This window comes from Arthrobacter sp. Dra40, assembly GCF_059091905.1.
Window position 1 is genome coordinate 1 of sequence record NZ_JBNHHB010000146.1, and the last position, 13,028, is coordinate 13,028.

The 13,028-nt window shown below is 66.8% G+C and carries 12 protein-coding genes; 11 read left to right on the top strand and 1 reads right to left on the bottom strand.

What is annotated here, in order from left to right; all coding sequences use genetic code 11:
* From AC5RWT_RS28020 to AC5RWT_RS28065, 10 genes are all read left to right on the top strand, one after another.
* On the top strand, positions 1 to 1,369 hold a 1,369-nt coding region (locus AC5RWT_RS28020), incomplete at its 5' end, for a PH domain-containing protein (RefSeq protein ID WP_494083047.1).
* Positions 1,353 to 2,270, top strand: a complete 918-nt coding sequence (locus AC5RWT_RS28025; protein WP_494083048.1) for a Rossmann-like and DUF2520 domain-containing protein — start codon at positions 1,353 to 1,355, stop codon at positions 2,268 to 2,270. The genes AC5RWT_RS28020 and AC5RWT_RS28025, both read left to right, overlap by 17 nt.
* Positions 2,267 to 3,169, top strand: a complete 903-nt coding sequence (gene panC / locus AC5RWT_RS28030) for a pantoate--beta-alanine ligase (protein ID WP_494083049.1) — start codon at positions 2,267 to 2,269, stop codon at positions 3,167 to 3,169. The genes AC5RWT_RS28025 and panC overlap by 4 nt, the downstream gene beginning before the upstream one ends.
* A 113-nt stretch (positions 3,170 to 3,282) precedes the next feature.
* Positions 3,283 to 4,737: a lysine--tRNA ligase gene (lysS, locus tag AC5RWT_RS28035; RefSeq protein ID WP_494083057.1), complete on the top strand. Its 1,455-nt coding sequence runs from the start codon at positions 3,283 to 3,285 to the stop codon at positions 4,735 to 4,737.
* A 1-nt stretch (position 4,738) separates the two neighbouring features.
* Positions 4,739 to 4,894: a hypothetical protein gene (locus AC5RWT_RS28040; protein WP_494083050.1), complete on the top strand. Its 156-nt coding sequence runs from the start codon at positions 4,739 to 4,741 to the stop codon at positions 4,892 to 4,894.
* A 222-nt stretch (positions 4,895 to 5,116) separates the two neighbouring features.
* Positions 5,117 to 5,449, top strand: coding sequence for a histone-like nucleoid-structuring protein Lsr2 (locus tag AC5RWT_RS28045; protein WP_494083051.1), 333 nt, complete (start codon positions 5,117 to 5,119; stop codon positions 5,447 to 5,449).
* Between the two features lie 161 nt (positions 5,450 to 5,610).
* The gene (locus tag AC5RWT_RS28050; protein WP_494083052.1) at positions 5,611 to 8,109 is read left to right on the top strand and encodes an ATP-dependent Clp protease ATP-binding subunit; all 2,499 of its coding nucleotides are present in this window, start codon (positions 5,611 to 5,613) and stop codon (positions 8,107 to 8,109) included.
* A 130-nt stretch (positions 8,110 to 8,239) separates the two neighbouring features.
* Positions 8,240 to 10,354 (top strand): S9 family peptidase, encoded by a 2,115-nt coding sequence (locus AC5RWT_RS28055; protein WP_494083053.1) that lies wholly within the window; start codon positions 8,240 to 8,242, stop codon positions 10,352 to 10,354.
* Between the two features lie 9 nt (positions 10,355 to 10,363).
* On the top strand, positions 10,364 to 10,873 hold the full coding sequence (locus tag AC5RWT_RS28060) for an amino-acid N-acetyltransferase (protein WP_493969357.1): 510 nt from the start codon (positions 10,364 to 10,366) through the stop codon (positions 10,871 to 10,873).
* 340 nt (positions 10,874 to 11,213) lie between these two features.
* A complete protein-coding gene (locus AC5RWT_RS28065; RefSeq protein ID WP_494083054.1) occupies positions 11,214 to 11,375 on the top strand; it encodes a hypothetical protein in 162 nt (53 codons plus the stop codon).
* Positions 11,376 to 11,403: 28 nt separating this feature from the next.
* Here the strand turns inward: AC5RWT_RS28065 and AC5RWT_RS28070 are convergent, their stop codons facing one another.
* Positions 11,404 to 12,369 (bottom strand): HhH-GPD family protein, encoded by a 966-nt coding sequence (locus tag AC5RWT_RS28070; protein ID WP_494083055.1) that lies wholly within the window; start codon positions 12,367 to 12,369, stop codon positions 11,404 to 11,406.
* Positions 12,370 to 12,455: 86 nt separating this feature from the next.
* On the opposite strand from AC5RWT_RS28070, the gene AC5RWT_RS28075 reads away from it, so the two are divergent.
* A partial coding sequence (locus AC5RWT_RS28075) for a hypothetical protein (RefSeq protein ID WP_494083056.1) occupies positions 12,456 to 13,028 on the top strand: 573 nt, incomplete at its 3' end.

Here is a 13,028-nt window from a genome sequence, read left to right on the forward strand (position 1 = left end):
GGGATTGGTCGCCCTGCTGCTGGTGGCCGGGTTCTTCCTGTCCTGGTGGTTTACCCGGTACCAGGTCACCGACTTGCATGTCCGGGTGAATTCCGGCGTCCTGTTCCGCCAGCACCGCCAGGCCCGGCTGGACCGGGTGCAGGCGATCGACGTTATCCAGCCGCTGCTGGCACGGATTTTCGGGCTGGCAGAGCTCAAGTTCGAGGTGGCCGACGCCGGAGAGTCGGCGGTCCGGCTGGCGTACCTGCCGTTGGCCTCCGCGCAGGAGTTGCGCGCCACCATCCTGGCACGGGCCGCAGGGCTGAGCCTAGGCCCCGAGTATGCCCGGGAAGCGGTGCCCGAAGCCCCCGAGCAGCAGATCGTCGCCGTCCCGGGCAGCCGCATCCTCGGCGCGGCGCTGCTCTCCGGCACCACCGTCTTCCTGGCCGTCATGCTGCTGGCCGCCGGACTGTCCACCTTCGTGTTCGACGTGGCATTCGGTCCCGCCTTCCTGGTCCCTGCCGCCTTCGGCGTGGTCACCGGCTATTGGGCCACGTTCAGCACCGGGTACAACTTCCGCGCCGCGGTCTCCCCGGATGGAATCCGGCTGCGCTACGGGCTGCTGGAGACCCGGGCCCAGACCGTGCCGCCGGGCCGCGTACAGGCGGTGGAAATCATGCAGTCGCCGCTATGGCGCTTTAAGGGCTGGTACCGGATGCGCGTGAACGTGGCCGGCTACGGCGTCAGCGCTGAGAACTCTGGAGCACGAACCACCTTGCTTCCGGTGGGCACGCAGCAGGAAGTCATGCAGATGCTGGCCCTGGTGCTCCCGGACCCGGGCACCGAAGACCCCTACACCGTGTTCGGCGCCGGACTGGACGGCATCGCCCCCCTCAACGGGCACGACGCCGGTGCCTCCGGCGGCGGATTTGTCACCTCGCCGCGGCGCGTGCGCTGGCTGTCCTGGCTGTCCTGGCGGCGCAATGGCTTCGCTGTCACCGGCACCGCTTTGCTCACCCGCAGCGGCCGGCTCTGGCGCAGCCTGTGCGTGGTGCCCCACGAGCGGACCCAGTCGATGGCGCTGCACCAAGGACCGCTGGCCCGCCGCCTGGGGGTGGCAGACCTGCGGCTCCACACGACCACCGGACCGGTAACCCCGGTGGTTTACCAGGTCGACGCCGACACCGCACGCCGGCTCTTCGACGAGCAGTCGATCCGGGCAGCTGCGGCCCGGCGCCGCAGCGTCCCGGAGCGCTGGCTTGAAACCCAAGGCAACGGCCCCGGCCCGGCGCCCCTGATGGCCGGAGAAGGCCCGGACGGAAACCGCCGTCCGGCGCAGCAGCACAACCCCCACGGGGAGCAGGAGGGCAGTGATGGCGGGCAGCACTAGGCCCGGTCGGCTGGGTATCGGCGTGATCGGCGCCGGCAAGGTGGGCGCCGTCCTCGGTGCCGCGCTGCGCGGGGTCGGGCACGCAGTGGTCGGGGTATCGGCGGTGTCCGAGGACAGCCGGGAACGGGCGGAAAACCTGCTGCCCGGTGTGCCGGTGCTGCAGATCCCCGAAATCGTGGAACGGGCTGAACTGGTGCTGCTGGCGGTGCCGGACGATGCGCTGCCGGAACTGGTGGACGGTCTGGCCGCGGCCGGGGTCTGGCAACCGGGGCAGCTGGTGGTGCACACCTCCGGCCGCCACGGCACCGGCGTGCTCGCGCCGGCCCGGGCGAAGGGCGCCATCCCGCTGGCCATCCACCCGGCCATGACGTTCACGGGCATGAGTCTGGACCTGGCACGGCTGACCGACTGCAGTTTCGGGGTGACGGCGGAGGCCACCGTGCTGCCGATTGCCCAGGCGCTGGTGGTGGAAATGGGCGGCGAACCGGTGGTGATCGCCGAGGCGGACCGCACGCTCTACCACGCCGCCCTGGCGCATGCCTCCAACCACCTCGTGACGATTGCCGCCCAGTCCGCCCAACTGCTGGCGGAAGCGGGAGTGGAGCAGCCGGACCGCGTGCTCAGCGCACTGATGCGGGCCTCCTTGGAGAACGCGCTGGCCTCTGGTGAATCGGCGCTGACCGGGCCGGTGGCCCGCGGCGACGCAGGCACGGTCCGCAGCCACCATGAAGCGCTGCTGCGCCGCGAAGTGGCTTCGGGCGGTACCGACATCCGCATGGCTTACGAAGAACTGGCCCGCGCAACCGCCCAGCGGGCCCTCGAGCGGGGCCTGTTGAAAGAGTCCCGTGCCACCGAAATTCTGGACATTCTTGCCCAGTCGCATCCAGAGGAGAAACCGTGACAACCCGGCCGCGCCTTGTGAAAACCCGCGCCGAACTTCAGGACGCCATGGCCGGCCTGCTGGCGGAGGCTGCGGCCGGCGTGCGGCCCTCGCTGGGGCTGGTGCCGACGATGGGGGCTCTGCATGCCGGCCATGCCGCGTTGGTGCGCGCCGCACGGCAGGCGAGCGACGTCGTCGTGGTTTCGGTCTTTGTGAACCCGCTGCAGTTCGGCGAGTCGGAGGACCTGGACCGCTATCCCCGCACCCTCGAGGCCGACCTGGACCTGCTGGCGGAATGCGGGGCGGATGTCGTGTTCGCACCCGGTTTGGAGGAGGTCTACCCGGACGGCGAACCGCTCATCAGGATCGCCGCCGGCGCCTTGGGCGGGAAGTTCGAGGGGGCCGCTCGCCCCGGCCACTTCGACGGCGCCCTCACGGTCGTGGCGAAGCTGCTCCACTACGCGCTGCCGGCCGGCGGAGCGAGCGACTACCGTGCCTATTTCGGCCAGAAGGACGCCCAGCAGCTGGCGCTGGTGAAGCGAATGGTGGCCGACCTGAACTTTCCGGTGCGGATCGTGGGCGTGCCGATAGTGCGCGACGACGACGGCCTGGCGCTCTCCAGCCGCAACCGTTTCCTGTCCCCGGCCGAGCGGGAGGCGGCGCTGGTGCTTCCCCGCAGTCTGGCGTACCTGCGCGGACAGGCCGAGCGGCATGAACCCCTGGACCTCGACGGCGCGCTGGCCATGATCGACTCGGTGCCGCTGGTCGAGCTGGACTATCTGGAAGTGGTGGATCCCCGGACGCTGGAGCCGCTGGCCTTCAACTGCAGGGAAACACCGTTCAGCGGCGAGGCCTTGGCGCTGATCGCTGCGAAGGTCGGGGCGGTGCGGCTGATCGACAACGCGCAGCTCGGCTATTAGAACCCGGGCGTTTGGCTGGCCGGGCCCGGGTACCGGTACCCTTAACTACCGTGACCCGCGATAATTCCCCCACCACTCATCCCGCAGCCGAGGCTGCCGACGCGTCCGAGCAAATGCACGTGCGCATGGCCAAGCGCGCCAAGCTCCTGGAGCGCGGCGTGGAGGCCTACCCGGTGGGCGTGGACCGGACGCACACGCTGGCGGAAGTCCGTGAAAAGTACGGCCACCTCGAAGCTGACGAAACCACCGGCGACGTCGTCGGGGTATCCGGGCGCGTGGTCTTCATCCGCAACACCGGCAAGCTCTGTTTCGCCACCTTGCAGGAAGGCAACGGGACCCGGCTGCAGGCGATGCTTAGCCTGGCGAACATCGGTGAAGAAGCCCTTGCCGACTGGAAGGCGCTGGTGGACCTGGGCGACCACGTGTTCATCCGCGGCGAAGTGATCAGCTCCAAGCGCGGTGAGCTCTCGGTGATGGCCGAAAGCTGGCAGATGGCATCCAAGGCGCTGCGTCCGCTGCCCGTGCTGCATGCCGGCCTCAACGAAGAGACCCGCGTGCGGCAGCGCTACGTGGACCTGATGGTGCGCGATGAAGCACGGCAGATGGTCTACACGCGTGCTGCGGTGATTCGCTCCATTCGGGACACCCTCCATTCGCACGGCTACGTGGAAGTGGAGACCCCCATGCTGCAGCTGGTGCACGGAGGGGCGACGGCCCGTCCCTTCGAGACACATCTGAATGCCTTCGACCAGGACATGACGCTGCGCATTGCCACCGAGCTCTACCTCAAGCGCGCGGTGGTCGGCGGTATTGAGCGGGTCTTTGAAATCGGCCGGATATTCCGCAATGAAGGCGTTGACTCCACCCACAGCCCGGAATTCACCACGCTGGAAAGCTACGAGGCGTACGCTGACCAGTTCGTGATGGGGGAGCGCATGAAGGAGATGATCCTGAATGTGGCCGACACCATAGGCACCCGAGTGATTGAAACCCCTCAGGGCACCATCGACCTCAATGGAGAATGGCGCTGGCTGGGGGTCTATCCGGGATTGTCCGAAGCGGTGGGCCGGGAGATTACTCCCAAGACCGGCGCCGAGGAGTTGCGGGAAATTGCCGAACAGCATGGTGTAAAGATTGACCCGAAGTGGGATACCCAGAAAACCGTGGTTGAACTGTTCGGTGAAATCGTTGAGCCCACCCTGTTGCAGCCGACCTTCGTCTACGATTATCCGCCGGCCGCGCAGCCGCTGGCGCGCAACCACCGTGACAATCCGGCGCTGATCGAGGCCTGGGATCTCATCATCGGTGGAATGGAGCGCGGCACCGCTTTCTCCGAGCTCATTGATCCGGTGATCCAGCGCGAACGCCTCACCGAGCAGTCGCGGATGGCAGCGGCGGGAGACGAGGAAGCGATGCAGCTGGATGAAGACTTCCTGCGCGCCCTGGAGTACGGAGCGCCGCCGATGGGTGGAATCGGACTGGGCATCGACCGCTTGGTCATGCTGTTCACCCAGGTGGGGATCCGAGAAACGATTCTGTTCCCGCTGCTGAAGCCGGAGCTGGGCTGACATGGAATATCTCTGGGTACTCGCTCCGTCGCTCGGCGTCGGACTCTTGTTCTATTTCGTGATGAAAGCCATATTCAACGCCGACCGTAAAGAGCGTGAAGCGTTGGCTGAAGCTGAGCGCGAAGCCGAGAGGCGCGACAACGGCGGCAACGAATAGGAGCCGCCGGAACCCCGATAATCATCGATTGTCGGGGTTTTTCCTTTAATCAGCGAGAAATGTCACAAGGCGCGCCGGATCCGCCATTCTCCAAACCGATACCGGCCATGCGGGATTCCTCCCGCCACTATTTGCCATATTGCTATCAATTCACGGGTGGTACATAATCAATTTGGTCCGGTAATCCCGGCCAAATAGATACACTCACCTAAGGAGCCTTCTGTGGCGCAAGAAGTAAAAATCATTCTGGTTGATGATCTGGATGGTGGAGCGGCCGATGAGACGGTCCGTTTCAGCCTGGATTCCGGCAGCTACGAAATTGATCTTTCTTCCTCGCACGCCGAGGCGCTTCGCGACGCGCTCAAGCCGTACATTTCCGCCGGCCGCAAGATTCCTGCTCGGGGCTCCAAAGCCGCCAAGCCGGCCAGCAGTTCGCGCAACCAGGATGCCTCGGCAATCCGCGCGTGGGCACGGGAAAACGGTTACAACGTCAGCGATCGCGGCCGTGTGCAATCCGAGATCATCGAGGCCTACAAGGCCGCCCACGGGGGATAGGGGCGGCCCGTTCGCAACGGGCGGATCGATCAGCGGGGCGGACAGGTCACCTGTCCGCCCCGTTTGCGCTCTGGGCGGGCATTACCCCTAGGGCGAACAGGCCTCACAAGAGCCAGTCGGGCACGTAGCATCAAAGTACGCAGTAGCTAGGAGTGTGCGAGATGTTTGAGAGATTTACCGACCGTGCCCGTCGCGTTGTCGTGCTGGCTCAAGAAGAAGCCCGCATGCTCAACCACAACTACATCGGCACCGAACACATCCTCCTCGGTTTGATCCACGAGGGTGAGGGCGTTGCCGCCAAAGCACTGGAGTTCCTCGGCGTCTCCCTGAATGGCGTTCGTGAGCAGGTCCAGGAAATTATCGGCCAGGGCCAGCAGGCTCCGAGCGGCCACATCCCGTTCACGCCGCGCGCCAAGAAGGTCCTGGAGCTCTCGCTGCGCGAAGCCCTCCAGCTTGGCCACAACTACATTGGCACCGAGCACATCCTGCTGGGCCTGATCCGCGAAGGCGAAGGTGTGGCCACCCAGGTGCTGGTCAAGCTGGGTGCCGACCTGAACCGCGTGCGCCAGCAGGTCATCCAGTTGCTCTCCGGCTACCAGGGCAAGGAGCCGGTCACGGCCGGCCAGCAGCAGGAGGGCACTCCTGCCGGATCCGTCGTGCTGGACCAGTTCGGCCGGAACCTCACGCAGGCTGCCCGCGAATCCAAGCTCGATCCGGTGATCGGACGCGAGCATGAAATGGAACGCGTGATGCAGGTGCTCTCCCGCCGCACCAAGAACAACCCGGTGCTGATCGGCGAGCCCGGCGTCGGCAAGACTGCCGTCGTCGAAGGTTTGGCCCAGGCGATTGTCCGCGGCGACGTGCCGGAGACCATCAAGGACAAGCAGCTCTACACGCTGGACCTGGGTTCGCTGGTGGCCGGTTCGCGCTACCGCGGCGACTTCGAAGAGCGGCTGAAGAAGGTCCTGAAGGAAATCCGGACCCGCGGCGACATCATCTTGTTCATCGACGAGATCCACACGCTGGTCGGCGCAGGTGCCGCTGAAGGAGCCATCGACGCAGCGTCCATCCTGAAGCCCATGCTGGCCCGCGGCGAGCTGCAGACCATCGGTGCAACCACCCTGGACGAGTACCGCAAGCACATCGAGAAGGACGCAGCGCTGGAGCGCCGGTTCCAGCCGATCCAGGTGGAAGAGCCGTCCGTGGAGCACGCCGTGCTGATCCTTAAGGGGCTGCGCGACCGCTACGAGGCCCACCACCGGGTCTCCATTACCGATGGTGCCCTGGATGCCGCGGCGCATCTGGCCCACCGCTACATTTCCGACCGCTTCCTGCCGGACAAGGCGATCGACCTGATCGACGAAGCCGGGGCACGCCTGCGCATCCGCCGGATGACCGCACCGCCGGAGCTCAAGGACATCGATGAGCGTATTGCCGAGCTGAAGAAGCAGAAGGAATCGGCCATTGATGCCCAGGATTTCGAGGGCGCTGCCACGCTGCGTGACAAAGAGGGCAGGCTGCAGGACGAACGGGCGGAAAGGGAGCGCGCCTGGAAGTCCGGCGACCTGGACGAGATCGCCGAAGTGGACGAAGATCTGGTCGCCGAAGTCCTGGCCAACTCCACCGGTATCCCTGTCTTCAAGCTGACCGAGGAAGAGTCCAGCCGCCTGATGCACATGGAGGCCGAGCTGCACAAGCGTGTGATCGGCCAGGATCAGGCGATCAAGGCCATCTCCCAGGCGATCCGCCGGACCCGCGCCGGCCTGAAGGACCCCAACCGTCCCTCCGGTTCGTTCATCTTTGCCGGGCCCACCGGCGTCGGCAAGACCGAACTGGCAAAGGCTCTGGCCGAATTCCTCTTCGGCGAGGAAGACGCGCTGATCACCCTGGACATGTCCGAGTACTCGGAAAAGCACACGGTCTCGCGCCTGTTCGGTGCCCCTCCGGGTTACGTAGGCTACGAGGAAGGCGGGCAGCTGACCGAGAAGGTCCGCCGCCGCCCGTTCTCCGTGGTGCTGTTCGACGAGGTGGAAAAGGCGCACGCCGACCTGTTCAACTCGTTGCTGCAGATCCTTGAGGATGGCCGCCTGACGGACAGCCAGGGACGCGTGGTGGACTTCAAGAACACGGTGATCATCATGACCACCAACTTGGGCACCCGCGACATCTCCAAGGGTGTCATGACCGGTTTCCAGTCCGGCACGGACACCAAGACCGGCTACGAGCGGATGCGCGCCCGGGTCCAGGACGAGCTCAAGCAGCACTTCCGGCCCGAGTTCCTCAACCGCGTTGACGACACGGTGGTCTTCCCGCAGCTGAGCGAGGAAGAAATCGTCCAGATCGTGGACCTCTTCGTCGAGCGCCTGCGCAAGCGGCTTTCGGAGAAGAGCCTCATGATCGAGCTGACGGACGCAGCCAAGGTGCTGTTGGCAACCCGCGGTTACGATCCCACGATGGGAGCCCGGCCGCTGCGCCGGACCATCCAGCGGGAGATCGAAGACCAGCTCTCGGAGAAAATCCTCTTCGGCGAGTTCCACCCGGGCGAAACCATCCACGTGGACGTCGAGGGCGAAGACGAAGCGGCGACGTTTGTCTTCACCAGCACTGGCGCACCCAAGGCCATTGAGGAAGTCCCGGATACCCCGGCACTGTCCCAGTAGCCAGCACTTCGTCAGGAGAACCCCGGTTTAGGCCGGGGTTTTCCCGTTTAACGGGCGACCGGGCGCCGTTCGGCAGACAAATTGCGCATCCTGTCTGTGATCAGGGCCACAAGTGGTGTTTACTGAAACCATGAGTTCTGAAGCACTTACTTCCAATAATCTGCCGGAGGCACTCCTCCAGGACGCTCCCACCAGCCCGTTCCACGACCTTGACGCCTATATCGCGTTGCCGCGGCTCGGCTCGTTGGCGCTCAGCCCGGACGGCAGCCGGCTGGTGACCTGTGTAAGTGCGCTGAACTCTGCTTCCACCGAGTACACCTCGGCCCTCTGGGAGGTCGATCCGGCCGGTGAGCGCCCGGCCCGCCGGATCACCCGCAGCTCCCACGGGGAATCCGGGCCCGCCTTTGCGCGCAGCGGCGACCTGTACTTCACGTCCGCCCGCCCTGCCGACGACGCTGAAGAACAAGTCCCGGCCCTGTGGCGCTTGCCTGCCGCCGGAGGCGAAAGCAGTCTGGTCCTGGCTCGCCCCGGCGGGGTCGCAGCGGTACGCTGCGCGAGCGGCGCGGACACTGTGGTGGTGGACGCCCAGGTGCTTGGCGGCGCCGCCGACGAAGAGGACGACGCAAACCGCCGCACCGCCCGGAAAGACAAGAAGGTCTCCGCGATCCTGCATTCGGGCTACCCTGTGCGGTTCTGGGACCATGATCTGGGTCCGGGGGAGAAGCGGCATTTCGTGCTGGAGGACGCCGCAGACGAGGCTCCCCGCAGCTTCACCATCGAGGACGAGCCGCAGGGCCGCTTGCGGGATATTACCGGCTGGGCAGGAACGGCCTTGAGGGAAACCGGTGCGGAGCTGAGCCCGGACGGAACCACCCTGGTGGTCAACGTCCGCCGGCCGCTGCCGCGGGGGGATGCCCGCAGCGTGCTGGCCGCGATCGACACTGCCACCGGGCGCCAGCGGACCCTGCTCGAAAGCCCGGACACCGACTACTCGCCCGGCCCGGTCAGCCCAGACAACCGCACCGTGGTCGTGGTCTGTGAAACCGTCTCCGGGCCCGCGACCATTCCCTCCGTCAGCCTGGGCCTGCTCCCGCTGGCCGGCGGCGAACTGCGTCCGCTGGCGGCCGAATGGGACCGCTGGCCCACCCCCGCCGCCTGGCTGCCGGACGGATCGGGCCTGCTGGTGACCGCCGATGACGGTGGCCGCGCCCCGGTGTTTTGGATCGAGGCCGCCACCGGCGCCGTCCGCAAGGTGACGCACGACGATGCGGCCTACACCGACGTCGTGGTCAGCCTTGACGGTCGGTTCGCCTACGCACTGCGCAGTTCCTACTTGTTCCCGGCCGAGCCGGTACGCATCGACCTGGCCTCCGGCGAGACCACGGTCCTGCCCTCGCCTGCGCCCCGCCCCGAGCTGGGCGGACGGCTGGAAGAGATCACGACGACGGGGGGCGCCGACGGCGGGCAGGCACAGGTTCGTGCCTGGCTAGCGCTTCCCGACGGTGCTTCCGCACTGAACCCCGCGCCGCTCGTACTGTGGGTGCATGGCGGCCCGCTCGGCTCGTGGAACGCGTGGAGCTGGCGCTGGTGCCCGTGGCTGCTGGTGGCGCAGGGCTACGCAGTCCTGCTGCCGGACCCGGCCCTGTCCACCGGCTATGGCGATGAGTTCATCCGCCGGGGCTGGGGGCAGTGGGGCCAGGCGCCCTACAGGGACCTGATGGCCATTACCGACGCCGCTGTGCAGCGGGAGGACATTGACGGGACCCGGACGGCTGCCATGGGCGGCTCCTTCGGCGGCTACATGGCCAACTGGATTGCCGGGCAGACCGACAGGTTCCGGGCCATCGTCACCCACGCAAGCCTCTGGGCGCTGGACCAGTTCGGGCCGACGACTGATGTCTCCCCCTACTGGGAGCGGGAGATGACGCCGGAGATGGCGCTGGAAAACTCCCCGCACCTGCAGGTGCGGAACATCAACACCCCCATGTTGGTGGTGCACGGAGACAAGGACTACCGGGTGCCGATTGGCGAGGGTCTGCGGCTCTGGTACGAACTGTTGTCGCGGTCGCAACTGGCCGCCGGTGCGGACGGGAAAACCCCGCACCGCTTCCTGTACTTCCCGGACGAAAACCACTGGGTGCTCTCCCCGCAGCATGCCCGGATCTGGTACTCGGTGGTGTCCAACTTCCTCGCCAGGCACGTGCTGGAGCAGGAGACCGAATTGCCCGCCGAGTTGGGGCTTTAGACTGACTGGGTGACCGACGCCTTCAGCATCCGCCCCGCCCGCACCTCCGATGTTGTCCAGATCCGGCGGCTGGTCAAGCCCCTCGCCGACAAGCGGGTGCTGCTGGAGAAAGAGGCGGTCGCCTACTTCGAAGGCATTCAGGAGTTCCGGGTCGCCGAGACTCCGGCAGGTGAAATCGTGGGCTGCGGTGCCGTGCACGTGATGTGGGAAGACATTGCCGAGGTGCGCACGCTGGCCACCGCCGCGCACTGGCGCGGCAAGGGAGTGGGCCGGGCCCTGCTCGACGAACTTATAGCCGCTGCCACGGACCTGGGCGTCAGCCGGGTGTTCTGCCTGACCTTCGAAGTGGACTTTTTCACCCGGCACGGTTTCGAGGTGATGGCCGACCAGTCGGTGGTGGACCCGGAGGTTTATTCCGAGCTGCTGCGTTCCACCGACGAAGGCGTTGCCGAGTTCCTCGACCTGGCCCGGGTCAAGCCCAACACCCTGGGCAACACGCGGATGATCCGGAGGCTTTGATCGCCGGGCGGAGCGCCCGTGCCGGGTGCTCTGAGCCCGCAACCACGTCAGCAGACGGGTCCGGCAGGCGCGGCGCCGGCCCGCTGCGCTGTTGACCCGCTGCGCCGTCGACACGTTCCGCCGTCGAGCCGCTGCGCCGATGACCCGTTGCGCTGTTGACACGTACCGCCGTTGACCCGTTGCCCTGTTGACACGTACCGCCGTTGACCCGTTGCGCCGTCGAGCCGCTGCACTAAGTGCCCGCTGCGCCGTCGACACGTTCCGCTGCAGCCGCCTAAGGTGAAGAAGTTGGAGAGGGAACAGCCGGCCCTTTGCGCCGGCGTGACGATAAGGATGCACCATGGGTGTGGCAGATGTCCCCGGCGGCGACAACGCAGAGCAGCAGAACGGCTCCGCCAAAGTTCAGGGAGACAAGCTGGACGGGCTCAAAGACAAGACCGGCGATGTCGTTGACGACGAGCAGGAGCAGCACAGGCGCGTAACGGGCGACACGGCGACCTAGCCGGCGGGCTTCCAGCCTAGGGAGCGTGCTAGCCGGGAAGGCAGATGCCGCTGCCCGAGGTGACGGCCAGGCCGTCGGCCAGCAACCCGTCAAGGGCGCGGCCCAACTGTTCGTCGTCGGCAGGCAGCGCGCGCAGCGCCGTGAGCGGTGTCTGGTAGGCAGCCGGCAGGACGGCCAGTTCAACACTGCCCAGCAAAACCTCCCGCGGCACGGCGGTCTCGGCTTCGCGCAGCACGGCCATCATGGCGCCGCGTACCTGCCGGTCGGTTCCCGCCCAGGCCTGGCCCCTGGGCACGTAATGGGCTTCCGGCCGGCCAGCCTTCACCCACGCGCAGCGGTCCAGCACAGGGCAGGCATTGCACTGCGGCGTACGTGCCGTGCAGACCAGCGCGCCCAGTTCCATGACGCCCGCATTCCACTCCTTGGTTCCGCTGGCTGGCATCAGTTCCCGGGCCACGCGCATTTCGGCGGCGTTAAGCGACGGTGCCGGCAAGGCAGCGCCCGAGACCAGCCGCGCATGCACGCGGCGAATGTTCGTGTCCACCACGGTTTCCGGCAGTCCGAAGGCGAAGGACGCCACGGCGGCTGCGGTGTAGGTTCCGACGCCCGGCAGATCCAGCAGGCTGGCATGGTCGTCCGGAACACTGCCACCGTGCCGGTTCACAATGGCTGCAGCCGCCCCGTGCAGGCGCAGGGCACGGCGCGGGTACCCCAGTCTGCCCCAGGCCCTGACCGCTTCTCCGGCAGAATCGGCGGCAAGGTCGGCCGGGCGTGGCCACCGCTGCATCCACTGGTCCCACACGGGCAGCACCCGGACCACGGGGGTTTGCTGCAGCATGAATTCGCTGACGAGGATGCCCCACGGGCTGCAATCGGGCCGGCGCCAGGGCAGGTCCCGCGCACTGGACGCAAACCAGTCGCGGATACGCCGGTGCAGCACGTCGGCTTCTGCCGGTGCAAGTGAAGGCGCCGGTGCGGCGGCGGGGCGGGGCATGGAACTCCTACAATGTGACCAACCAATACTGTACTGCCCGGCGTGGTGCTGACTGGACCAGCCGGTGCTGTCCTTAGCCTTGAGGTATGGCAGGCAGCGGCACATCCGGCGCGCGCGGACGGGGTGCACCCGTCCGACGGCCCAGCCCTGCCGTTTACCGGCGCCGGCGCCAGATGGCGCTCGCCCTGGCCGTGCTGGTGCTGGCCGCCCTGACGGTTGCCGCATTCTGGATCGCAAGCCTGCTGGGCGCAGGGGAGCCGGAAGCTTCGACCGAGGTGCCTGAACCGGCGGCAGCCGGCTCTGCGTCCGCGAGCCCCGCCTCCCCGGCTGCGGCTGGCTGCGCGGACTCGGACGTCGTCGTGCGGGCCGAAACGGACGCTCCGGCTTACGGGAGCGGGGAGAATCCCACGCTGATTCTGGAAGTGGCCAACGAGGGCAAGAAACCGTGCGAAGTCAACGTCGGTACTGACGCCATGGAATTCCTGGTCACCAGCGGCGAGGACCGCATTTTCTCCTCCACAGACTGCCAAGTGGACCCCGAGCCGTTGATGATGACCCTTGAGCCGGGCAAGGCCGAGCAGGCGCGTTTCACGTGGGAACGGAACCGCACTGCGCCGGGCTGCACGCCGGTGGAGGCCAACCCGCAGCCGGGCACCTAT